The organism is Levilactobacillus acidifarinae DSM 19394 = JCM 15949 (assembly GCF_001434835.1).
Lineage (GTDB): Bacteria > Bacillota > Bacilli > Lactobacillales > Lactobacillaceae > Levilactobacillus > Levilactobacillus acidifarinae.
On the sequence record NZ_AZDV01000003.1, the window covers coordinates 93,220 to 116,613 of the forward strand.

General features: G+C 52.4%; 21 protein-coding genes and 2 tRNA genes. 3 read left to right on the forward strand and 20 right to left on the reverse strand.

The genetic code is table 11. The features are described 5' to 3' along the window. Positions 1-7 precede the first annotated feature (7 nt). The 10 genes from FD25_RS01070 to FD25_RS01115 all read right to left on the reverse strand — a co-directional run bounded on the left by FD25_RS01070 (position 8) and on the right by FD25_RS01115 (position 10,750). Positions 8-760, reverse strand: coding sequence for an alpha/beta hydrolase (locus FD25_RS01070; RefSeq protein WP_057800748.1), 753 nt, complete (start codon positions 758-760; stop codon positions 8-10). Between the two features lie 124 nt (positions 761-884). Next, positions 885-1,121 carry a preprotein translocase subunit SecG gene (secG, locus tag FD25_RS01075; protein WP_057731090.1) on the reverse strand — a complete coding sequence of 79 codons (237 nt, stop codon included), beginning with the start codon at positions 1,119-1,121 and terminating at the stop codon, positions 885-887. Between the two features lie 96 nt (positions 1,122-1,217). Further along, on the reverse strand, positions 1,218-2,756 hold the full coding sequence (locus FD25_RS01080; protein ID WP_057800749.1) for a ClC family H(+)/Cl(-) exchange transporter: 1,539 nt from the start codon (positions 2,754-2,756) through the stop codon (positions 1,218-1,220). A gap of 61 nt (positions 2,757-2,817) precedes the next feature. Then, positions 2,818-4,497 (reverse strand): translation initiation factor IF-2, encoded by a 1,680-nt coding sequence (locus FD25_RS01085; protein ID WP_057800750.1) that lies wholly within the window; start codon positions 4,495-4,497, stop codon positions 2,818-2,820. A gap of 112 nt (positions 4,498-4,609) precedes the next feature. Further along, positions 4,610-5,929: a phosphopyruvate hydratase gene (gene eno / locus FD25_RS01090; RefSeq protein WP_057800751.1), complete on the reverse strand. Its 1,320-nt coding sequence runs from the start codon at positions 5,927-5,929 to the stop codon at positions 4,610-4,612. A gap of 98 nt (positions 5,930-6,027) precedes the next feature. Beyond that, positions 6,028-6,792 carry a triose-phosphate isomerase gene (gene tpiA / locus FD25_RS01095; protein ID WP_057800752.1) on the reverse strand — a complete coding sequence of 255 codons (765 nt, stop codon included), beginning with the start codon at positions 6,790-6,792 and terminating at the stop codon, positions 6,028-6,030. A gap of 141 nt (positions 6,793-6,933) precedes the next feature. Then, on the reverse strand, positions 6,934-8,136 hold the full coding sequence (locus FD25_RS01100) for a phosphoglycerate kinase (protein ID WP_057800753.1): 1,203 nt from the start codon (positions 8,134-8,136) through the stop codon (positions 6,934-6,936). Between the two features lie 188 nt (positions 8,137-8,324). Beyond that, positions 8,325-9,335 (reverse strand): type I glyceraldehyde-3-phosphate dehydrogenase, encoded by a 1,011-nt coding sequence (gene gap / locus FD25_RS01105; protein WP_057800754.1) that lies wholly within the window; start codon positions 9,333-9,335, stop codon positions 8,325-8,327. 67 nt (positions 9,336-9,402) lie between these two features. Next, positions 9,403-10,431 carry a sugar-binding transcriptional regulator gene (locus FD25_RS01110; protein ID WP_057800755.1) on the reverse strand — a complete coding sequence of 343 codons (1,029 nt, stop codon included), beginning with the start codon at positions 10,429-10,431 and terminating at the stop codon, positions 9,403-9,405. Positions 10,432-10,678: 247 nt separating this feature from the next. Continuing rightward, positions 10,679-10,750, reverse strand: a tRNA-Arg gene (locus FD25_RS01115). Positions 10,751-11,020: 270 nt separating this feature from the next. Between FD25_RS01115 and FD25_RS01120 the strand changes: the two genes are divergently transcribed. Further along, the gene (locus FD25_RS01120) at positions 11,021-11,635 is read left to right on the forward strand and encodes an ECF transporter S component (RefSeq protein WP_057800756.1); all 615 of its coding nucleotides are present in this window, start codon (positions 11,021-11,023) and stop codon (positions 11,633-11,635) included. A 135-nt stretch (positions 11,636-11,770) separates the two neighbouring features. Then, positions 11,771-12,127: a hypothetical protein gene (locus FD25_RS01125; RefSeq protein ID WP_146999905.1), complete on the forward strand. Its 357-nt coding sequence runs from the start codon at positions 11,771-11,773 to the stop codon at positions 12,125-12,127. A gap of 51 nt (positions 12,128-12,178) precedes the next feature. Here the strand turns inward: FD25_RS01125 and FD25_RS01130 are convergent. From FD25_RS01130 to FD25_RS01140, 3 genes are all read right to left on the reverse strand, one after another. After that, positions 12,179-12,250 (reverse strand) — tRNA-Arg (locus tag FD25_RS01130). 77 nt (positions 12,251-12,327) lie between these two features. After that, entirely contained in the window at positions 12,328-13,050 is a 723-nt protein-coding gene (locus tag FD25_RS01135) for a LiaF transmembrane domain-containing protein (protein ID WP_057800758.1), read from the reverse strand. After that, positions 13,047-13,508: a LytTR family DNA-binding domain-containing protein gene (locus tag FD25_RS01140; protein WP_225428529.1), complete on the reverse strand. Its 462-nt coding sequence runs from the start codon at positions 13,506-13,508 to the stop codon at positions 13,047-13,049. The genes FD25_RS01135 and FD25_RS01140 overlap by 4 nt, the downstream gene beginning before the upstream one ends. A gap of 267 nt (positions 13,509-13,775) precedes the next feature. Here FD25_RS01140 and clpP point away from each other — a divergent pair, with 267 nt between their 5' ends. Then, the gene (clpP, locus tag FD25_RS01145) at positions 13,776-14,372 is read left to right on the forward strand and encodes an ATP-dependent Clp endopeptidase proteolytic subunit ClpP (protein WP_057800759.1); all 597 of its coding nucleotides are present in this window, start codon (positions 13,776-13,778) and stop codon (positions 14,370-14,372) included. A gap of 95 nt (positions 14,373-14,467) precedes the next feature. Here the strand turns inward: clpP and FD25_RS01150 are convergent, their stop codons facing one another. The 7 genes from FD25_RS01150 to uvrA all read right to left on the reverse strand — a co-directional run bounded on the left by FD25_RS01150 (position 14,468) and on the right by uvrA (position 23,387). Continuing rightward, positions 14,468-15,811 carry a PFL family protein gene (locus FD25_RS01150; RefSeq protein WP_057800760.1) on the reverse strand — a complete coding sequence of 448 codons (1,344 nt, stop codon included), beginning with the start codon at positions 15,809-15,811 and terminating at the stop codon, positions 14,468-14,470. Between the two features lie 11 nt (positions 15,812-15,822). Then, the gene (locus FD25_RS01155; RefSeq protein WP_057800761.1) at positions 15,823-16,092 is read right to left on the reverse strand and encodes an ACT domain-containing protein; all 270 of its coding nucleotides are present in this window, start codon (positions 16,090-16,092) and stop codon (positions 15,823-15,825) included. Between the two features lie 464 nt (positions 16,093-16,556). Next, entirely contained in the window at positions 16,557-17,486 is a 930-nt protein-coding gene (gene whiA / locus FD25_RS01160) for a DNA-binding protein WhiA (protein ID WP_057731112.1), read from the reverse strand. Positions 17,487-17,490: 4 nt separating this feature from the next. After that, the gene (locus FD25_RS01165) at positions 17,491-18,504 is read right to left on the reverse strand and encodes a gluconeogenesis factor YvcK family protein (RefSeq protein ID WP_057800762.1); all 1,014 of its coding nucleotides are present in this window, start codon (positions 18,502-18,504) and stop codon (positions 17,491-17,493) included. Next, a complete protein-coding gene (gene rapZ / locus FD25_RS01170; protein ID WP_057800763.1) occupies positions 18,501-19,385 on the reverse strand; it encodes an RNase adapter RapZ in 885 nt (294 codons plus the stop codon). Before rapZ ends, FD25_RS01165 begins: the two co-directional genes overlap by 4 nt. A gap of 160 nt (positions 19,386-19,545) precedes the next feature. Then, positions 19,546-20,091 carry an HdeD family acid-resistance protein gene (locus FD25_RS01175; protein WP_057800764.1) on the reverse strand — a complete coding sequence of 182 codons (546 nt, stop codon included), beginning with the start codon at positions 20,089-20,091 and terminating at the stop codon, positions 19,546-19,548. A gap of 431 nt (positions 20,092-20,522) precedes the next feature. Further along, on the reverse strand, positions 20,523-23,387 hold the full coding sequence (uvrA, locus tag FD25_RS01180) for an excinuclease ABC subunit UvrA (protein WP_057800765.1): 2,865 nt from the start codon (positions 23,385-23,387) through the stop codon (positions 20,523-20,525). Positions 23,388-23,394: the final 7 nt, after the last annotated feature.

The window sequence follows — 23,394 nt, forward strand, 5'->3', positions numbered from 1 at the left end:
AAATTCCTCATTGTTTTTCAAAGATTGGGTGTAAAAACGCTAAAATATCCGCCTCAAGCGCGTGGTGGGCCGAGTTAACGGTCAAAACGTGCCCCGCGCCGGCGTAGTTGTGATAATCAATTTGATCGGCGGGATAAGCCGCCGCCAACCATTGGCCCGAGCGCGGGTCGATCATTTGATCGGCATCGCCCTGCGCAATAAACACTGGTTGGTGAATGTCCCGTAAATGGGTGGCCGTGGTATCCGCAAAAGCCTGAATCGCCGTTAACTGGGCGGTTAGGTGCGCTTGTAGCCACGCTACCTTGTGGTCCTGTTCCGCCCCAACGATGTGCTCGGCGCGGTAAGTGGCCCGGGCCATCTCAATGAACGCGGTGGGAACGCGCGTCTGGCCCCGAAAGATCACGGGGGACGCAATCGTTCCGCCCCCCACTAGTTGGGGGTCTTCCAGTAACGCCCGGGTGGCAAACAGGCCGCCCAGGGATAAGCCAAAGATGGCAATTTGTTGATACCCACGTTCTCGTAAAAAAGCAATCGCGTCACGGGTGTCTTGCCACCACTGCTGCGGTGAACCATCCCGTAAAATATCGGCGGGATCCCCGGTCGCGTGCCCCGTGAAAATTGGTGCGAGAACCGTATACTGCTTGCTTTGCAACTTTCGTGCTAGCAAGCGCATGTCGTTAGAGCTACCCGAATAAGCGTGCAATAAAATTACTGCGTGAGGGCCCTGCTCAAAGAAGAGCGGGACTGGTTTTCGAATCATGTCAAACCACCGCTTTCCGCTATCGAAGATAGTCTGTACTGCGATTCTGTCAGGGTCGTTTTCAGGCCACGACAGTTTTAACTAAAAAGCCCCCTGCTAATAAAACGGACAGGAGGCTGCATCTCTAATGTGAAGATAGATATACTAAAGCCATTGCCAGCGCAAAGAAGATGATCCCTAAGACGACGGTCACTTTTTGCATGAAGGCTTCAAACCCTCGCGGCTTTTGCTTTGCAAAGAGGTCATCGGCACCACCGGACAGTGCTGATAACGCATCGTTCGTCTTAGCAGGCTGCATCATAACCGCAATGATGATTAAAACACTGACAATTAAAATACAGGTCATTAAAAAATTATACACAAATTTGCCTCCTACCTACCGAATAGGTCTAACTATACTCCCCTTAATCTATCATAATCGACCGCTTTTTACCAGCCCTAGGCCCAAAAAGGCCGCTCAGGTGTCCAGTCGACGCATTTGTTGACGAACATAGGCTCGATTATGCTGATAGGTTAAAATAATCAAAATGTCTCCGGCCCGTAGCAGGGTATCCCCGTGGGGAATCACCTGGCGTTCTCCGCGCCGCACGCCGACCAACAAGGCGCCTTGGGGCCATTTGATATCACGGACTTGACGCTCGACCAACGTAGAATCTTCCCCAATGGGATACTCTACCCGATCAGATAAACCGTGGGCGTCGGGGTCAGCCGGCGTCACCAGCTTTTCCAATAAAGCTTCGTAGATAGGAGCGCCGCCCAAAACGTCGACGGTGATGTAGGCCACAATGGCTACGACGGCTAACGGCAAAAGATGTTGTAAGCTCCCCACCATTTCGGTAATCAGCAAGATGGCGGTAAACGGGGCCTTCGAAATTCCGGCAAAGTAGCCCGCCATGGCGTAAATCATAAAGTTAGCGATGAAGGCCGCGGGTAACCACCCCAAAAGAACGAAGCTGCGCGCTCCCACGGCCCCCAACAACGCGCCTAACGTCAGGATCGGTAAGAAAATCCCCCCGGGGAGTCCCGAACCATAACTGATCATGGAAAAGACCAACCGTAAGACGAAGTACCCAATTAACGGCACTAACAGCGGTGTATGCTGGGCAAACGCGACAATCATCTGATTGCCCCCACCCAACGTCTCCGGCCAGAACAGGCCAACCGGAATCACCAATAGAAACGGAATAATGCCGTTGAGGTGCGCCGGTAACCAGGTTAACTTAGCGTATAGCTTCCCGCCGTTCAGGGTGCCTAGTTGATACACGACCCCTAATAGGCCCAGTCCCACTCCCAAAATCAGGAGCAGCCCATAATACTTAAGTGGCAACGCGTGCTGGTAAGCAATGTGTAAGACCGGCGTTAACCCGAACACCTCACTGGAAATAAAATCGGCCACCACCGCACTGGTAAGTGAGGTGATCCAAACCAGCGTGGAGAAACTGTGATAGACCTCTTCTAGGATAAACAACGTTGAGGCAATCGGTGCGTTGAAGGCCGCGGACAATCCAGCCGCCGCCCCGCCGGCAATCAATAACCGCCGGCGCCGCCCGTCAAAGTTAAACCGTTCGGCCATCCCCTGCGCAACGGTCCCGCCTAGTTGAATCGACGGGCCTTCCCGTCCCAGAAACAGGCCGGCTCCGATGCCCAAAATACCGCTCACAAATTTCTTCCACAGCACGGGCCACCAGGGATAATCCAGCTCCCCGGCCAATTGCCCCTCAACTTGAGGAATCCCGGACCCTTTGATCATACCGGTCTGCTTGACCAAGTGACCAATAAAAATGGCAATTAAAACCAATAAAATGGCCCAGGGCAACAACCATACTGGGTGTCCCCCGAGCCAACCATAAATGGTTTGCATGAGTTTGAGGAGTTGTTCGATACTCAATCGAAACGCGCTGACCACGACACCGGCCCCAATCCCAACTAATCCGCCGAAGCCGATAGCCTGAACCCGGGTAAAGTCGTGACGCGTCGTTTGTCGTTGTTGTTGCATGTTTCGTGTTCCTCCCCGTTTTTCTGTCTACGTTTTAGTGTAGCACAGAATTTCGGAAAGCTTAGCGTAAACGTCGATAAACCCACGAGCTAGTTAGGGTCGTACCTAAAAGTAACCACCCTAGCCAGGACCACCGATCGGCCCGTTCCGTCGTTTGGGGCAACTGTTGCCCATCCTTAGCCGTTGCTAGCGACTTAACCGCTCGCGTTTTGGATTGGGTGTGGGAACGCAGGTGGCGATGAACCTTTTGCCGGTGCCGGGTTGGGGATTGATTAATCGAATCGTCCAGAGTCGCCACGTGATCGAGGTGTGCGGGGTGGGGATTTGTCGTCGAATCAGTCTGTGGGTCCGGTTGGTCTGGGACCGCCGCTAAAGCCTCTTGGAGCGCCGAATGCGGCTGGGTCATCGGACGTCCCAGTACCACGGGGACTGTTTGCGCAGAGGTCGTTGTCGTTAACGGCTCCGTGGGCCGTGGCCGGTGTGCATCGTGAGGTTGTGGAATTGAAGGCTTCGTTACTGCCGGCCCGATTGGCTTACCTTGTGGTTGAGAAACCGTCGACGACTGATGAGCGTGCTGGTTCGCTTGTGGTAACGTTGGTTGCGCCGTCCCCGGATGCTGTGGTTGATTAGGGTTAGGCGTTACTGGTTTAGCTGGCTTCCCCAGTGAGGTGTCCGGTCGCGAGTGCCCCGTTTGAGATTCCGCTGAATGATGACTTTCAGTTTGATTCTGGGGGTGCTGGGGAGTCATGCCTGCCGTTGATGGACCCGGTTGAGGCCGTTCTGGTTTAACCTTATCTGGGGCCGGTTTCTCCACTGGTCTTGCCGGCTGGCCGTCAGAACTCGGCTTTGTCACTGGTGGCTTCTCTGGTTGCGGCGTCTGGGGATTTTTTGACTGGGGTGCTTTGTCGTGAGAACCGTTTGGTGCTGGCCTTTTTGACGGCGTTCCCGTTGACGTTTCAGAATGAGACCCTACTGATTCCGAATGGTCCGACTGGGGCGCCGTCGAGTTCGGTTCTGTTGGTGCCGGTTTTCCCGTTGGTGCCGGCCCACCTGGCTGGTCTTCGGGACCTGGTTTTGCCCCCTGCGGCTCCTGTGGCTTAGGCCCCGCTACTTGACCATGCCCTGGCTTTTCCGTCGACGTATCTGGAGGGGTTACGGTAGTTGACTGATCTGGCAGCTGGGGGACTGGATGAACGGGTAACGTTTTATCAATCCGCTTAACCCTGATACGCCATGCCCGGCTGGAATTTATCAATAACCGATGGGCGTCCTCAGGATCTACTAACTGATACCCCTTCGGTAACGGTAAATTAGGCCACCCTCCCGTCCCCTTACTTACCGATAAGTAGATAATTTCCGGTCCCACTTTTTGATTATGATCATCAACATCTATAAATATGACCTTTTCATCAACCATCCGCTGACTGGTGTAGACGACGTCCGTTACCTCGCCTTGAATCTTCTGGTGCTGATCATAACTAAAATTACCAACCGTGGCAGTCAACTCCGGTAGCTGCGGCACAATCGAGTTTTCGGGTTGGTGCGTTAAAACCGTCTTATACAATCTAGTCTGATATCGACCGCTCCCAATATCGTTCGCCGTAATCCAGTAGTTAATAATCCGTGCGTTCTCTAAATTATTCAGCTTTACTGGTCCACTGGCGGCCTGAGCCACCTGTTGCCCCCAACTACTACCAGCCACAAGGACACCGGCCAAACACAATAATCGTTTCCACGTCATTTTACTAACGCCTCCTTTGCTCTAACTTCCGCAAAGCCCGGCATTTTTTACTAAAAAAATGGCGTTCCCTCATTACAAGGAAACGCCATTTTTAAGCTTTAATTAGATTAGATTACTTGTTGATGATGGCTTCACGCGCATCTTCGTCCAAGTTGTAGAAGGAGTGAATCCCCTTGTATTCGGACGTCTTACCCAAGTTATCTTCAATCCGCATTAATTGGTTGTACTTCGCGATCCGTTCGCCACGGCTCATCGAACCAGTCTTAATCTGACCAGCGTTCAAAGCAACAACTAAGTCAGCGATCGTCGTATCTTCAGTTTCACCAGAACGGTGAGAGATAACGGCCGTGTAACCAGCTTGCTTAGCCATTTCAACGGCTTCAACGGTTTCCGTCAAAGTCCCGATTTGGTTCAGCTTGATTAAGATGGAGTTGGCAACGCCCATCTTGATCCCCTTAGCCAGGTAGTCCGTGTTGGTAACAAACAAGTCATCACCGACGATTTGGACCTTCTTGCCAAGACGCTTGGTAGCCATTTGCCAGTCTTCCCATTCGTTTTCATCCAGTGGGTCTTCGATGGAAACAACTGGGTACTTGTCAACGATGCCTTCAAGTAAAGTAACGAATTCATCAGCGGTGTAGCTCTTGCCGTCACCCTTTAATTCGTACTTCTTAGTGTCAGCATTGTAGAATTCGGAAGAAGCACAGTCAAAGGCAATGGCAACATCCTTACCAGGAACGTAGCCGGCTTGCTTGATGGCCTTAACCAGAATTTCGAATGGTTCTTCGTTGTTCTTCAAGTCAGGGGCAAACCCACCTTCGTCACCGACGGCAGTAGAGTAGCCTTCATCGTTCAAGATCGACTTCAAGTTGTGGAAAGTTTCGGAACCCATCCGGATGGCTTCCTTAACACTCTTCGCACCAACAGGCATGATCATGAATTCTTGGAAGTCAACCTTGTTGTTGGCGTGCTTCCCACCGTTGATAACGTTCATCATAGGCGTTGGTAAGACGTGACCATTAAAACCGCCTAAGTAGTTGTACAGAGGCATTTCTAATTCGTCAGCAGCGGCCCGTGCAGCAGCTAAGGAGACACCTAAAATGGCGTTGGCACCTAACTTACCCTTGTTTGGCGTACCATCTAAGTCGATCATGGCTTGGTCGATACCACGTTGGTCCGTAACGTCATAGCCGACGATTTCCTTAGCAATCAGCTTGTTAACGTTGTCAACGGCCTTGGTAACACCCTTGCCCATGAAACGGCTCTTGTCACCATCACGAAGTTCAACGGCTTCGTGTTCACCAGTGGAGGCACCAGAAGGAACGATCCCCCGGCCCATAGCACCAGCTTCGGTGTAGAGTTCAACTTCAACAGTTGGGTTACCACGAGAGTCTAAGACTTCGCGTGCGTAAATATCAGTAATCAGTGACATTGTATTCTCTCCTTATGAAAGTTTGTCTTCACGGGAACAAAACGCCCATCCCACGTTACATTCTATAAGTTTAACATTGAACTTTCAATTATATTTTGTTAGTTTTCCAAATTTTGATAATTTGCGAGCTGAATAAACGAGTCCTCTGCCAGACTGGAGCCCCCGGCTAAAACGCCATCGACGTTGCCGCGAGCCATGAGCCCCGCGATGTTATCCGGTTTCACACTCCCACCGTACAACACCCGAACACCGTTTGCTAAGTCATCCGAATAAATATCGGCCAAAGTTTGGCGAATCAAGTAACACCCTTCTTCGGCTTGGTCGGAAGACGCGGACGTGCCGCTACCAATCGCCCAACTTGGCTCGTAAGCCACGACGATCCGGGCAGCATCTTCGGCACTGACACCCTTCAGTGCGGCGCTCACCTGGTTGACCACCCAGTGAATCTTTTCACCAGACTCCCGGCGGCCCATGGTTTCGTCACAGCAGACGATGGGGGTCATCCCGTTACGAAAGACCGCTTGGACCTTCCGGTTGATCACGTCGTCCGTTTCGTTAAAGTACCGGCGCCGTTCCGAATGGCCACAGATGACGTAGGGAATCGCCATCTGGTGCAACGCCTTCGGGCTGGTTTCCCCCGTATAAGCGCCCTCGTCTTCGTAGTAGCAAGTTTCCGCCGCGACGCGTAGCACCTGATCCACGTTGGCCTCGAGCATGGTCTCCAAGAATAACGCTGGCGCCGCAATCGCCGTTTCCACCTTATCGGGTGCCGGTAACTTTCCCTGCACCGCCGTGACAAACGCGCGCGCTTCCGCAACCGACTTGTTCATCTTCCAATTCCCTGCAATCAGTGGTATCCGCAACCTAATCCGCCCCTTTAACATAAAATTACTAACGCTTCATCATCTTACCGGACTTTTCGCCAATCTACCAGTAAAAGCCCTTTCAATCCAACCTAATCAAAAAGCCGTGATGTCGCCACCACGGCTTTTTAGAACTTTAGCTTACTTGTCAGAAATAGCCGCAATCCCTGGTAACGTCTTACCTTCGAGGTATTCGAGGGAAGCCCCACCACCAGTGGAAATGTGGGATAACTTGTCAGCCACACCGAGTTGTTGAACGGCAGCGGTCGAATCCCCACCACCAACGATGGTCTTGGCGTCACTTAACGTGCCCAAGAACTTACCGATTTCCAACGTTCCTTCGGCGTAGTTACTCATTTCAAAGACACCCATTGGGCCGTTCCAAACAACGGTCTTGGCCGTCTTCAAAACGTCTTCGAATTCTTTAATGGACTTTGGTCCGATATCTAAGGCCATGTAGCCATCAGGAATATCGCCATCGACCGTCTTGTGAGCGGCGTCGTTGTCGAACTTTTCGGCAACCACGGAGTCCACGGGCAGGACCAGCTTGTCACCGGCCTTGTCCAAGATTTCCTTGGCTAAGTCGATCTTGTCCTTTTCAACTAAGGAGTTCCCAATCTTCATGCCCTTAGCGGCGTAGAAGGTGTAGGTCATTCCCCCACCGATCAAGACCTTGTCAGCCTTGGACAGTAAGTTGTCGATTACGCCAATCTTATCAGAAACCTTCGCCCCACCTAAGATGGCTACGAATGGGTGTTCTGGATTGTCAACGGCGCCACCGATGAACTTGATTTCCTTTTCCATTAAGAAACCAGCAGCGGTTTGGGCCATGTTGGACGCAATGCCGACGTTAGACGCGTGGGAACGGTGAGCCGTTCCGAAAGCATCGTTGACGAAGACGTCACCCAGTGAAGCCCAGTACTTGCCCAATTCAGGGTCGTTACCGGATTCACGCTTAACGTATTCGCCGTTCTTAACGTCTTCGTAACGGGTGTTTTCCATGACTAAAACATCGCCATCGCTTAAGCCGTCAATGGCGTCTTCCAGTTGTTGACCTTCCGTGGTTGGGACGAAAGTGACTGGCTTGTTTAACAAGTTAGACAACCGTTCTGCGACTGGACGCATGGACAGACCTGGCTTGTCGTCTTCCTTCTTAACCCGACCCAAGTGGGACAGTAAGATGGCCTTACCACCGTGTTCGATGACGTACTTGATTGTTGGCAAAGCTGCCACGATCCGGTTATCGTTACCGATCACACCGTCTTTGATGGGAACGTTAAAGTCGACACGCATGAGGACTTTTTTGCCCTTTAAGTCTAAATCAGAAACCGTTAATTTCGCCAATTTAGAAAATCCTCCTTCAATTGATGACCAAAATGATTACTTTCACAATATACAGCACTTACCGGTGAATTTCAAAGGACTTCTCTTAAATTCACCGTGGCAACCAAAAACGCGTCGAGGAAGTCCCTCCCCCGCCGCGTTTTTGCGTAACTTTTTATGACGCGCTTAATCACGCGGCAACGCTTTGATTAAAGAGTTGCGAACCGTAATAAAGTACGAACCATGTTGCAAGTGAAGCCCCATTCGTTATCGTACCAAGCAACGGTCTTAACCAATTGGGTGTCACCGGCAGTGGTAACTTCCGTTTGAGTTGGGTCAAAGACGGAACCATGGGAATCGTCGATGATATCAGTCGAAACGATTTCGTCAGCGTTGTAGCCGAAGGCATCGTTGTTTTCAGTGTGCTTCTTGATAGCGTCGTTGATTTCGTCAGCAGTGACCTTCTTGTCAAGGACAGTAACTAATTCAGTCAAGGAACCATCAACGACACCAACCCGTTGTGCATGGCCTTGTAACTTGCCTTGCAATTCAGGGATAACCAAACCGATGGCCTTAGCGGCACCAGTTGAGTGAGGAATCGTGTTGATGGAAGCCGTCCGGTTGTTCCGCATCTTCTTGCCACGAGGGCCATCCAAAATCATTTGGGTAGAAGTGAAGGCGTGGATCGTGGTCATCGTTCCGGCCTTGATACCGAATTCTTCGTTTAAGAAGTAAGCCATTGGTGCCAAGCAGTTCGTGGTGCAAGAACCGGCAGAAACAATGACATCGTCCTTGGTCAAGACGTCCAAGTTAACACCAGGAACAACGGTCGTGATAGGACCAGCTGGTGCGGAGATCAGAACCCGCTTAACACCGGCGTCGATGTGGGCGTGAGCCTTTTCTTCGGAAGTGTAGAAACCGGTACATTCGAGAACGAAGTCAACCCCGTCGTTCTTAACCCAAGGAATGTCTTGAGCCTTTGGTTCAGCGTATACAGGGTATTCCTTACCGTCAACGACGATGCCCTTGTCCGTAGCTGAAACTTCGCCAGGGAAACGGCCATGAGTTGAGTCGTACTTCAGTAAGTAAGCTAACATGGAAGGCGTCGTTAAATCGTTAATAGCGACAACTTCGATGTCATCAGAGTGAAGTTCGTGAATCCGCTTGAAAGCCAAACGACCGATACGGCCGAAACCATTAATACCAATCTTTACAGTCATACTGTGATTTCCTCCTTCAGGAAGCAAAACAAAGATATTTTTTAAAAAGCAGTACAGGTAAATTGTATCACTTTTTTAAAACAAAGTCAGCAGCTCCTTGATCCGTAATCAACCAAGTTTGAGCTGGCGCTAAATGCATGTACGCCTGAATCGCGGTCCCCTTCTCGGATCCACCCGCAACGGCGATCACCAAGGGTTTGGTGGCCAAGTCAGCGATCCCCAGACCAATTCGGGGAAGTTCGTTAACCACCCGACCTTGCGCATCGAAGAAGACCCCGAAAGCCTCCCCCACCGCATGCGCGGCGTTCAAGTTAGCAATCACGTCCGGCGCGATATTTCGGCGCCGGGCCATGGTCAGGGCCTGACCAATACCGTGGACCACCACGGTACTTTGCGCAATCAGTTGGAGCACCGCGTGAATGGCGGGCTCTGCAAATAACGACTTGTAAGTTTGGACGTTGAGTTGCTCGGGGACGTACAACGACCGGAACTGACCGTTAGTTCGTTGTGCCATTTGCGCACTGACGGCATTCGCCTGAATTTCCGGTGCTTCGCCGATGCCGCCACGGGCGGGGACGAACAATAGCTGTCGTTGATTACTCAACGACGGGGTGAGACTGGCCGCCACGGTGGCCATGGTATGGCCCCCCATGACGGCGACCGTACTGGCTCCGGTAGGCAGTTGATCGGTGAGGACCCCCTTAGCAGCCTGAGCCAGACCACTGAGTGATCCATTAGGTTGCGAACTATCTCCCGGCACAATCGTACAGTGCGCAATGCCTAGCCGTTGAGCTAATTTCCGTTCCTGTTGTTGGCGGCCGGCTAACGTCGCCATCACGGGGGTCAACCCCGTCAGGAGTCTTTGCCCATCCGGCGTCATCTGCATCCCTCGAACCGTCATTTGAATGAAACCCAGGGTCGCTAACGCGTCGGTGGTGGTTCGGACGGTCCGCTCGGTGCAGGCGAGTTGCGTGGCCAGGGTTCGCCGACCAACCGGTTGAAGTTGAGCAATCCCCTGTAACACCCGAAAGCGCGTGGTCAGCTTATTGACCATCTGGGGAACAATTGCCTCGACCCATTGCCATTCGTCTTGCATCCAACTTACCTCCTAGTGGGACACTAGTCGACCAGGGTGGCAAAAATCCGCCCACCTTAGCCAAAAAAATATCGGTCAACTCTCGCTAACCTAACTTACTGTGCTATTATAAGCCCCGGCCCAGCGAAATAGCAAGCCTTTCCCCTCGAGAAGTTTAGCGTCCTCCCAACCTGTGGACCTGCTTAAGTAAGGAAGCCCAATAAAAAAGGTCGGAACCCCTGTCCCGACCACCGAATTGATGCTGTGATGCGCCCGGAGGGAATCGAACCCCCATTTCAAGAACCGGAATCTTACGTGCGATCCATTACACTACGGGCGCATAGTTGCTGTGTTCAACAACACTTAACTACTATAACCGATTTTGCATAAAAATACAAGGCACTTTTTAAATTATCAGTTTTGACCGTGAGGCGCGTTTCCCGGTTTGCCTCCCGGTTCTACCATAAAACATGCTATAATAACCACGCGCAGGGTTAATTGAAGCGGTCCCCAACTGGGAAAACCGGGGCGGTCCAACCGCGGTCTTTCAACTAACCCTACTCGTAGCAGCAAGCATCACCATTACTTTATGTTGGGAGTCTACAGGACCATGACGCACGAAAAAACGTTTCGCTTGGTAATCGATGCGCTCCTTATTGCTATCGTGTTACTACAGAATATTCTACCATTTTTAGGCTACATTCCCTTTGGTCCGTTCAGCATGACCTTAATTGGCTTGACCGTCATCGTGGCCGGGGTCGCCTTAGGTCCCGGCGACGGCGCCCTTATCGGTGGCGCTTGGGGCCTGATCACCTTTATTCGAGCCTTTGCGTGGCCGACCAGCCCAGTGGCGCCACTGGTATTCACAAATCCGCTGGTCTCAATTCTTCCCCGTCTACTCATGGGAATCGCCGCGGGTTACCTCTACCGGTGGGCCCGCCACAAGAAATACTGGTCCATGCGCCGTTCAATGCGGCTAGCCGCCGCTTGCGCCGCACTGGTCAACAGCTTACTGGTCCTTGGCCTAGTGTACTTTTTCTACCAAACACCAGCCGTCGCCCACGCCTTCGGTGCCACGGGCAACCAGACGTTAGGGTACGTGCTGATGATCTCTTTACTGACCAACGCCGTCCCCGAACTTATCTTGGACGTCCTGGTCGCCCCCGTTATTGCGGCCCCGCTGCGTCAACATTGGGACCGTATTCGCCCTAAATCTAAAGCTTAATGTCTAGCCATCGGCGCTGCCGATGGCTTTTTTGAGTGGTCTAGGTGAGAACCTTCCTGCACATAAGGTGGGTAACTTTCTCCCTAGATGTCCATTATCCCTATCCGCATATTTAAGTCATTAAGAAAGTGACCCATGATGTCATGTACCAATGCTCAACAATTATCCGCCATCCTCTTAGCCCTGGACCACTTTCACGCGCTGTGGCACGATTCCGCCTCAGCCCGCCATCTGCGAGAGTACACCACACTTCAAGCCGTGACGCCCCGCCATCACATCACACAATGCCGGGTTTGGGCTCAAGCCCAAGGCTACCAAGCTATCGATCTCCCCGTCGTACGCTTCGATGACGGGGAAGAGGTGGTCATTCTGCACTACCCCGCCATCGCGTTAGCCCAACTAACCCCGACCATTGCAACGGCCAACGCAACTTACGTGGTCACTTTAGTTAACGAGCTCATCCGGTTAGTCGCCCTTGATACCCGCGTCTAAGCAATTTTGAAGTCAAAAAAGCCGCCACTCAATCGAGTGACGGCTTAGTGATGCGCCCGGAGGGAATCGAACCCCCATTTCAAGAACCGGAATCTTACGTGCGATCCATTACACTACGGGCGCATAGTTGCTGATGTCCTTAACAGAACATTAACCACTATACCCGACTCCCGTCTGAAATTCAAGGGGTAATTTGAGATTTAAACGTAAACCACGGTCAGCCCCGCCAACGACAGGCGACCTTGAATCACCACTGTTGGCCCAGCATCGGGAGTATGACTGCCCTTTTCTTCGACGCCTCCCAGGTTAGAATCAACCGCAATTTTTACCGGCCAGGTTCGAGGCAAGTATAGTTCCGCGCCTCCCAATGATACGTTCAGGTCAATAACGGCACCAGCCGGGTTCAATTGGACATCGTCAAAATACAATTTAGCGTCACCCATTCGAACCCATACGTCGGCACGTTGAAAATCTTGAGATTGCAGGTACCGGATGCTTGTACCCATGTTAACGCTGACCCGCGTTTGCGCCTCATCCGTCGTCATCCGTTCCGTGGCTTGCTGCCCGTGGTGCCAATTGTTAGTTTGCCGATACTGATAGTGGTAGTTAAAGTAATGGTGCGGGTTCAAAATTAGCGATAACCCAATGGTCACCAGTAATGCCACCCCTAGGATGGTCCACGGGCCGAGTGCCGTAACCCCCAAGGGTTTGGCAAATAAAATAACCAACGCCGCTAAGCCAAAAACCGTCCCGGTGATCCCCCGGTGAGCGAGGCTAAAGACCACAATCGCCACCATAAAGATCCCAAATAAAATTCGCCAAAACCCAAACTGATACGGGAGAAGACCCAACTGACTTAAGACCAGAACAACGGCCCCCACAATAAAGAAACTCCCCCAAAACCAACGTCGACCTGTATTCATCCTAATTTCCCCTTTCGTTCCAATACCCGTTTTAAGTCACCATAGTAGCGCCGGGAAACGTACAGTTGTTTATGTGACTGCTGAAATTTGACTAAGTTACCCGTCAGTGATTTGGTCAACGACGCCACTTGATTACTGTTCAAGATGGCGGACTTCGACGCCCGTACAAATTGTCCGGGCAATTGCTCGGCTAATTTGTACAACGGCTCGCGCGTCGTGTACATCTGGTCGGCCGTATGTACCGTAACCTGGTGGCCGGCCGCCTCGCAAAATAAAATCGTGGTGAGTGGTACCGACACGTGTTGCCCCCGCTGACTTAACCGCAGCTGTTGCGGGGTCACGGCCGCCTGCAAAGCCGCGACTAGTTCTGCCGTTTGCGACGTCCGGGACGGCACCCGCAGGACCACTTCCGGCGTGGTTAACTGATCATCTTGCTCGATTCGGACCCGCACGGTCATCCCCCCTTTGTGTTTCTAGTACACCATAGCCGCTAACCAAAGTAAATATCCGCCGCACAAGGGGGCCGGTTGGCGACCTAACCGGTGATTATCCGGTGATAGAATACGTGACGTTTACCCATTTTCTGTTATGATGGGGCTAGTTAAATGGTTCTGGTCCACAAGTAAGTCATTTCGTTTGACCTATTCTGACCATAGCGGTACACTGACAACATGTTAGCAAACTGCTAGCCATTCTATGTAAAATTCAAAGGAGGCTATCTTGTCATGAATTTAGTACCAACGGTTATCGAACAATCATCCCGTGGCGAACGGGCCTATGATATCTATTCACGACTTTTAAAAGACCGGATCATTATGTTATCCGGTCCTATCGAAGATGACATGGCCAACGCCATCATCGCGCAATTGCTCTTCTTGGATGCCCAAGACTCTACTAAGGACATTTCCTTGTACATCAATTCCCCTGGTGGTGTCGTTTCTTCCGGGTTAGCCATTTACGATACCATGAACTTCATCCAATCTGACGTGCAAACGATCACGTTAGGGATGGCAGCTTCCATGGCTAGTGTCTTGGCTTCCTCTGGGACCAAGGGCAAGCGGTTTGCCTTACCACACGCCCAAGTTATGATTCACCAACCTTCTGGTGGTGCCCAAGGTCAACAAACCGAAATCGAAATTGCGGCGCGTGAAATCTTGAAGACCCGGAAGTTGATCAACCAAATCTTGGCGGACAACTCTGGTCAACCAATCGAACGCATCAACCAAGACACCGAACGGGACAACTACTTAAGTGCCCAAGATGCCGTGGATTACGGTCTGATCGATCACATCATGACCAACAGTTCCGAACAAAAGAAGTAATTTTCGCAGTCTCCTTGCGACTAAAAACGTTCTCGTCAATTCGACGGGAACGTTTTTTTGCTACAGACCTTTTAATCAACCGATAGTCAGTTAGTTTAATTTTTAAACGAATGAATTGGAGCCGGAATGTGACCGCCCCGCGCGATAAAGGCTTGCGGTTGACTGGCGTTGATTGGCATGATCGGCGCCCGACCAAACAGGCCACCGAATTCAACTTCATCGCCCACCGTTTTCCCCGGGGCCGGAATCACCCGCACGGCGGTGGTCTTATTATTGATCATCCCGATGGCCGCTTCGTCGGCAATCATGCCACTAATGCTAGCCGCACTGGTATCGCCAGGAATGGCAATCATATCTAAGCCCACGGAACAAACCGCCGTCATGGCCTCGAGTTTCTCGATGCCCAGGCGACCGGCCCGCACGGCCCGAATCATTTCGGCATCTTCGGAGACCGGAATGAACGCCCCGGATAAGCCGCCGACGTGTTCACAGGCCATCACGCCACCCTTTTTAACGGCGTCGTTCAGCAGTGCCAAGGCCGCCGTGGTGCCCGGTGCCCCCACGCTTTCTAGCCCAATTTCTTCCAAAATTTCGGCCACGGAGTCTCCCTCGTTCGGGGTCGGAGCCAACGATAAGTCGACGATTCCAAACGGTACACCCAAGCGCTCGGACGCAATACTCCCCACGAACTGGCCCATCCGGGTGACCTTGAAGGCCGTCTTCTTGATCTGTTCGGAGACCACGTCGATCCGCTGACCCCGTACTTGTTCGAGGGCCCGTTTGACCACGCCAGGGCCACTAATCCCCACGTTAATAATCCGGTCGGCTTCCCCGACACCGTGGAAGGCGCCCGCCATGAAGGGGTTATCTTCCACGGCGTTGGCGAAGACCACCAGGCTCATACAGTTGACCGGATCAATCGCCGCAGTTTGCTTAATGATTCGTCCCAGTTCGCCCACCGCATCCAAATTGATACCGGCGCGCGTCGAGCCAATGTTGACCGAGCTGCAGACCCGACTGGTTTCCGCTAAGGCCTGCGGAATCGAAGCAATCAGTTTACGATCCCCGCTTTGATAGCCCTTTTGAACCAACGCAGAAAAGCCGCCAATCAAGTCGACCCCAATGGCTTGTGCCGCCTGCTCCATGGTTTGCGCGTAGGCCACGTAGTCCGCATCCCCACTAGCCGCCGCCACCAACGCGATCGGCGTCACGGCAATTCGCTTATTGATGATGGGAATTCCGTATTCCGTTTGAATTTGCCCAGCCACCTTGACCAAGTCCTTCGCGCTAGTGGTAATCTTGTCGTACATCTTCTGTCGGGCCTTGGCACCATCACTATCGATACAGTCCAACAAAGAAATTCCCATGGTAATCGTCCGAATATCGAGGTTCTCCTCGTCAATCATTTGAATCGTTTCGAGAATTGACCGACTCTCCATCTGACCGCCCCCTATAACTTCTGAATGGCGTCAAAGACCGCCTGCCGTTGCATTCGAATCGTGAGGTCGTTAGTCTGGCCTAGCTGCTCTAAAAGCTGCTTCGCCTCAACGAAACTTAAAGCCTCCTCATCCCATTCGCTCAATAACATCATGGTAAAGTTCTGATCCATGATGGTTTGCGAAATGTCCACAATGTTCATGTTGTGTTGTGCCAATTCGTTAGCGACCGCCGCCACGATTCCCACGTGGTCGTGTCCAATCACCGTAATAATTGCTCGCATTAGTTGTGCCTCCAACTCAAGATTTGTTAGCTATTATGATAGCACGACTGAATTGAAAGCGCACCCAGTCTTTGAAATCGGTCGGCGCCAAAAAGCCCGTTTCTCGTGGCGTCGCTGCCAGAGAAACGGACTTTAAATTTAGGATTGATTGAATGGAACCTGTTGCTTCAGATACTAAGTTCGCCGTCGTCAGTCCTTACAATAATCCGACTTGCGATTTACCGAAACATGCTTACCAGGGGCAACGGGTTCCGCTTAACCCCATTTCAGCAATTAGCCAAAACCGGCTAATCACCGAAATGACGTTAATGCTCGCCCGCTGACCGCCCCTGGACGCACTCTTATTGAAACGTGCTCCTGACGGGCAGCCGGTTCCGCTTAACCCCGATTGGCCAATTATCCAAACCCAGGATAATCGGCCAATCGACGTTAATGCTCACCAGCTAAACGCCCTTCGTCGCACTCTATGCCTCTCGCAACTGCTTGGCGTAGTCGTTGATCTTCCGTAGCCGGTGATTGATCCCCGACTTCGAGATTGGACCGCCCGGGACCAGGTCGCCCAGTTCCTTTAAACTGACTTCTCTGTGCGCCAGCCGCGTTTCCGCCACCTCGCGTAACTTCGTCGGTAGTTGGCCTAACCCCACCGTTGCTTCAATATATTGGATGTTATCGATTTGGCGCGTCGACGCGTTGGCCACCTTGTCCAGGTTGGCGTTTTCGCAATTGACCAACCGGTTGACTGAGTTACGCATGTCGCGCATGATCCGAACGTCCTCAAACTTCAACATCGCCGTGGTTGCCCCAATCAACGACAAGAAGTCGGCAATCTTTTCCGCCCCCTTGAGGTAGGTAATGTAGCCACTTCGCCGTTCAATCGAGCGTGCGTTGAGGTTATACTGATTCATCATCTTCGCAATCATCTGGTTATGTTCCTCATACAAAGAATAAATCTCCAAATGATAACGACTAGTTTCTGGATTATTGACCGATCCACCGGCCAAAAAAGCCCCCCGGAGGTACGACCGCATTTGCAGGTCGGACTTCAGGATGCTTTCCGGGACGGATTCGGAGAGTTGGACGCCGTCGAAGATGCCCAAATCGGACAAGACTTCGGTGACCCCCGTCTTGACCCGCACAATGTACAGGTTATTTTTCTTGAGCTTCATCTTCCGCCGCACCAGTAACTCGCTTTCCAGATCGTAGAACTGCTTGAGCAGTTGGTACATCCGGCGCGCAATGGCGGGATTTTCCGTTTGGACGTTCAGGACAAAATGGTGATTGGCCAAACCCAGGGCCCCGTTCATCCGAATCAGGGCCACCAGTTCGGCCTTGGCATTGTCCCGGTGAACCTCCAACGTGGTCAGCTCTTTTTTGACTTCGCTGGCATAAGACATGTGGTTAAGACCCCCGATCGATACGGTAACGGGGTTGCCCAATCAGGTTCAGCAGTTCGGTAACTACCTCTTGACCGTTATGGAACGCCCCGTTATCGCGCAGTTGTAAGAAGTCCGTCGAAATCACACGACAGCCTTGGTCGCGAAGACCTTGGAAATCGTGACGGACCGGTTGGGACATTTCGTCCCAGCGTTGATAGTCGATGTACTGGTCGGGTACCTTCCGGGTGTTGACCAATACCGTATCAATAAAGTTAGCGTTTAAATGTTGATTCAAGACGCGCACGTGATCGGCGTCGGTAAAGTTTTCGGTTTCACCCTTTTGCGTCATGATGTTGCAGATGTAGACCACTTCGGCTGGGCTTTCCCGGACCGCCTGACCGACACTTTCAATCATCAGGTTGGGCAGGATGCTGGTAAACAGACTTCCCGGTCCCAGGACGATTTGATCGGCGTTCATAATGGCATCAATGACGGGTTGAACCGCCTGCGGTTGCTGGTGGTGGTCACTGGTTTCGACCCACACCCGTTTGATCAACTTATGGGCGGCCGTAATTTCCGATTCACCCTTTAGGGTACTGCCATCGGCAAACTGGGCGTGCAACTCCAGTGGTTCGTTGGCCGCCGGATAGATGTGCCCGTTGACCCGCATCAGTTGCGATAACTCCTGCACCGCGTCGAAAATACCACCCTTCATCTCGGACAGCGCCGCGATGATCAGGTTTCCAATTGCGTGACCGGCAAAGAAGTCGTCGGTCGTTTCAAACCGGTACTGGAATAAGTCTTTATAAATGTTGGGCACTTCGGCCAAGGCGACCATCACGTTACGAATATCACCAGGTGGCACCACGTTGACGTAGTGGCGAATGATGCCGGAGGACCCGCCGTCATCGGCCACGGTCACGACCGCGGTGATGTCGACGTTTTGGTCCCGCAGGTTCCGCAAAATGACGGGTAACCCGGTTCCCCCACCGATCACGACAATCTTCGGTCGGTGCGTATGCATAGGATCTCTCATGAGCGGTTAGCGGACTCCTTTCTCTTCTCGATATCGCGGTGCGTCACGTGGACGGGATATTGATTCCCGAGCGCCTGACCAATTCGTTGGGCCAAGGCGACCGACCGGTGTTGGCCCCCGGTGCAGCCAATGGCGATGGTGAGGTTAGCTTTGCCTTCCTTTTTATAACCCGGCATGATGGATTGCAGTAACCCCAAGAAACGTTGATAAAAGGCCTCGGTCTGGGGTTGCTTCATCACGTAATCGTACACCGGTTGGTCCAAACCCGTCTGGTCTCGGAGTTCTGGTAAGTAGTACGGGTTCGGTAAGAACCGCACGTCCATCACGATGTCCGCGTCAATTGGTAACCCGTACTTAAAACCGAAGGACATGACCTCGATGTGGAACGTTTGCGTGGTTTCTGTTTCGTAATTGTGGAAAATCTCTTCCCGTAATTTACGGGGAGTAATCTTGGTGGTGTCGATCACCAATTGGGCAGCTTGCCGAATCGGGGCTAAGAGCCGCCGCTCGCGCTGAATCCCCTCCATGACCCGACCATTACGGGCCAGGGGGTGGGAACGCCGGGTCTCCTTGTAACGGGAGACCAGTTCTTCATCGGAGGCGTCGAGGAACAGCACCTGAGCCTGCATGGTCCCGTGGATCGCCACGTCGTTTAACATCCGCACAATCTCGTCGTAAAACGCCCGCGACCGCAAGTCGATCACCAAAGCAATCTTGTTCAGCTTGCCGGATTCGCGTACGAGATCCCAAAACTTGGGGAGTAACGACGGCGGTAAGTTATCAATACAGAAGTAGCCTAAATCCTCGAAACTCTGCATGGCCACCGTTTTACCGGCCCCACTCATTCCGGTAATGATTACCAAATGTACCTGTTCAGTCATGTGTGTCACCCTCTCTACCGAAAAATCGTCTTTCTGCAGTATAGCACACCGGGCGTGTCTTTCCTAATATTTGCCAGAATCTCCCAAATTCAGCGTGCAAACTGCAACTCACGCCAAAGAAAAAGGCCCGACCCCTCGGCCCGACCTTTCCCGATGATGCCTATTGGCGACTCCGTGCAATGGCGATCCAAATCGCATTGACCCCGAAGACCGCGAAGAAGACCGCAATCAACGTGTTGAGCGATAGGGCCGCAACCACCGGATTGACGAACAACATAATGCCGATGATCAACGTCAAAACGTCCAAGACCATCGAGACCCAGAAGAAGCCGCCCCCGAAGCTGCGCAGATGACTTCCTACCACTAGGCGTTCGATTGAATCAAAGATAAACCACAGGGCAAATAAGTAGCCTAACGTGACGATGGCACTGTTCATATCAAAGAAGAACACCACCGCAATCAAGATATCCAAGATCCCGAAAACCAACGCAAAGTTCGCGCGAATCCCCGTGACTTCGTGTAATTTACGGTAACCCGCAATCGTGGTCAAGCCACTCAAGAGCGCCATCACCGCAAAGATAATGGCTAAGCCCGTTAACCCAATTTTCGGTGAGCGGAACAGGCCATACGCGGCAACGATGAATAAAATACCGAGAATGAATTCGCCCCAATCAAAGCCCCACCGGGTCCGGTTCATATTAAACATGCTGTGACACTTCCTCTCACAAGTTCAGTCGTGTGTGACTGGTTTTATTCATTGTACTGGTTTTCCAAAATTCCTACAAGTTAAGGGGCAACGCTAAAGGCGCTCACCCCTAATTACACTAGGAATGAGCGCCTTTCTAACAATTTAATAACAGGTGACACCTAAAAAGGACTTAGCGCTTCCGGGGCAGTCAGGCATGGACTGGAACGGGGTGGGCACGGCTTCAAGCCCCACAATTCGGGTCTTGAAGACCGACCTTTGTCTGGGCCGGTAAAGATCTCACCCCTGAGCCCATGTCTGACTGTCCCTCCAGCTCACACTGATCATGACGACAACTCAAACGGGTTTTTATTAGACAATCATAAATGATCACCGTAATCCATGGTGAAGTAAGCCGCTTTAACCTTAATTAGCACGGCGCGTAATCTTTTTTACTTCTTCACCGTCGGTTGGTCCTCTTCGGTCCGTTTCCGGTCCCGGTCGAGGACGGGCTTAAGGTACCGCCCCGTATAGCTATTGGTGACCTCGGCCAGTTCTTCCGGGGTTCCCGTGGCGACCACGTTACCGCCGGCTTCCCCGCCTTCGGGACCTAAATCGATCAGATGATCGGCCGTCTTGATAACGTCCAGGTTGTGTTCGATGACCAATACCGTGTTGCCCTTATCGACCAAGCGGTGCAGGACTTCCAACAACCGTTTGATGTCATCGGTATGCAGCCCGGTCGTCGGTTCGTCCAAAATATAAAAGTTTTTCCCGTTCTGCTGCTTGTGCAGTTCGGAGGCCAACTTCATCCGTTGGGCTTCCCCCCCGGACAGCGTCGTGGCAGGTTGCCCCAACTTGACGTAACCCAGCCCAACGTCTTGAATGATCTGCAGCTTACGGGTGATCTTTGGAATCGCATCGAAGAACTTCAGGGCTTCGCTGACCGTCATATCCAAAACGTCGGCGATGTTCTTCCCCTTGTATTCAACTTCCAAGGTTTCGGAGTTATACCGCGTACCGTGGCAGACTTCACACGGCACGTAGACGTCGGGTAAGAAGTTCATTTCGATCTTCAAAATTCCGTCCCCGTGACAGGCCTCACAACGACCACCCTTAGTGTTAAAGCTAAAGCGGCCCTTCTGGTACCCCCGGAGCTTCGCATCGTTGGTCTGCGCAAACAACGTCCGAATATCGTCGAAGACCCCGGTATAGGTGGCCGGGTTACTCCGCGGCGTCCGTCCAATTGGACTCTGGTCAATGTCGACCAACCGTTCAATGTTCTTCACGCCGGCAATGCTCTTGTACTTCCCGGGTTTTTCGGAATTATGGTTCAGTTTTTGCGCCAACGCCCGTTTCAAAATCGTGTTGACCAGCGTGGATTTTCCGGAACCGGAAACGCCGGTCACCACCACGAACTCGCCTAACGGAAAGTCGACGGTGATGTCCTTTAAGTTGTTTTCCGCGGCCCCGGTCAGCCGAATGGACTTGCCGTTACCGGTTCGCCGTTCTAACGGAACCGGAATGTACTTCTTACCGGAGAGGTATTGCCCGGTCAACGATTTCCGGGACCGCATCACTTGCTTGGGCGTCCCGGCAGCCATGACCTGGCCCCCGTTCTCCCCGGCACCCGGGCCAATGTCGACGATGTAATCGGCGGCCCGCATGGTGTCCTCGTCGTGTTCGACCACGATTAAGGTGTTCCCCAAATCACGCATCTGTTTTAACGAGGCAATCAGTCGATCATTGTCCCGTTGGTGAAGCCCGATTGAGGGTTCGTCCAAGATGTAGAGCACCCCGGACAAGTTGGATCCAATCTGGGTGGCCAACCGGATTCGTTGGGCCTCCCCCCCGGATAGCGTCCGCGCCGAACGACTCAACGTCAGATAATCCAACCCCACGTTACGTAAAAAGGTCAACCGATCGCGGATTTCCTTCAGAATGGGTTGAGCGATGACGGCGTCCTGCTCACCAAAGCTCAGGTCCATGAAGAAGTGGAGTTCCTTATCAACGGGCAAATCGGAGACTTCCCCGATGTGTTGACCGTTGATTTTAACACTCAGCGCCTTTTCGTTCAGCCGGTAGCCGTGGCAGGTGTGGCAGGTCAGTTCGGTCATGTACTTACGCATCACGTCGCGGGTAAAGTCACTGTTGGTTTCGTGATAGCGGCGGTTGATGTTGGGCACGACCCCTTCAAAGGCCACGTCAACGTCACGCACGCCGCCGAAGTCGTTTTCGTAGTGGAAATGAAATTCCTTACCCTGTGAGCCGTACAGCACCAGCGCTTGGTCCGTCTTCGACAGGTCCTTAAACGGCGTATCCATGTCGACGCCAAAGGCCGCGCAGGCTTGTTCCAATAGGGCTGGGTAGTACTGCGAGCTAATTGGATTCCAGGGTTCTAGGGCCCCTTCGTTCAACGTCTTGGTCTTGTCGGGCACTACGAGGTCGAGGTCAACTTCTAATTTGACCCCCAACCCATCGCAGTCGGGGCAAGCCCCAAACGGCGCGTTAAAGGAGAACAACCGTGGTTCAAGTTCGCCGACCGTAAACCCACAGACCGGACAAGCATAGTGTTCCGAGAACACCATGGGTTCGCCGCCAATTAAATCGGCAATGGCGTAACCGCCACTCAACCGTAAGGCGGCTTCAAACGAGTCAAAGAGCCGGGAACGAATCCCCTTTTTGACCACGATTCGGTCGATGACGATGGCAATGTTGTGCCGTTGGTTCTTGGTTAGTTCCGGCACATCGTCGAGGTCTTGGGTAACGCCGTCGACCCGAACCCGCACGAAGCCTTCGCGCCGGATCTTTTCAAAAATTTGTTTGTGTTGTCCCTTTTTGTCCCGCACGATGGGCGACAAAACCTGTAACTTGGTCCGTTCGGGCAAAGCTAAGACTTGGTCGACCATTTGTTCAACACTCTGACTGGTGATCTTAGTCCCGTCGTTGGGACAAATTGGGGTCCCGACCCGCGCCCATAAGAGCCGCAGGTAGTCGTTGATTTCGGTCACGGTCCCCACAGTCGACCGCGGGTTTTTCGAAGTGGTTTTTTGGTCAATGGAAATGGCCGGACTTAACCCATCGATTGAGTCAACGTCGGGCTTATCCATCTGGCCCAGAAATTGCCGGGCGTAGGACGAGAGACTTTCAACGTAGCGGCGTTGGCCTTCCGCGTATAGCGTATCGAAGGCTAACGAACTCTTCCCGGAACCAGAGAGGCCACTAATGACCACCAACTTGTTCTTGGGAATCGTCACGTCAATATTCTTTAAGTTATGGGCGCGTGCGCCGTGAATGATAATTTTATCGTTGTTCAAATTCGCC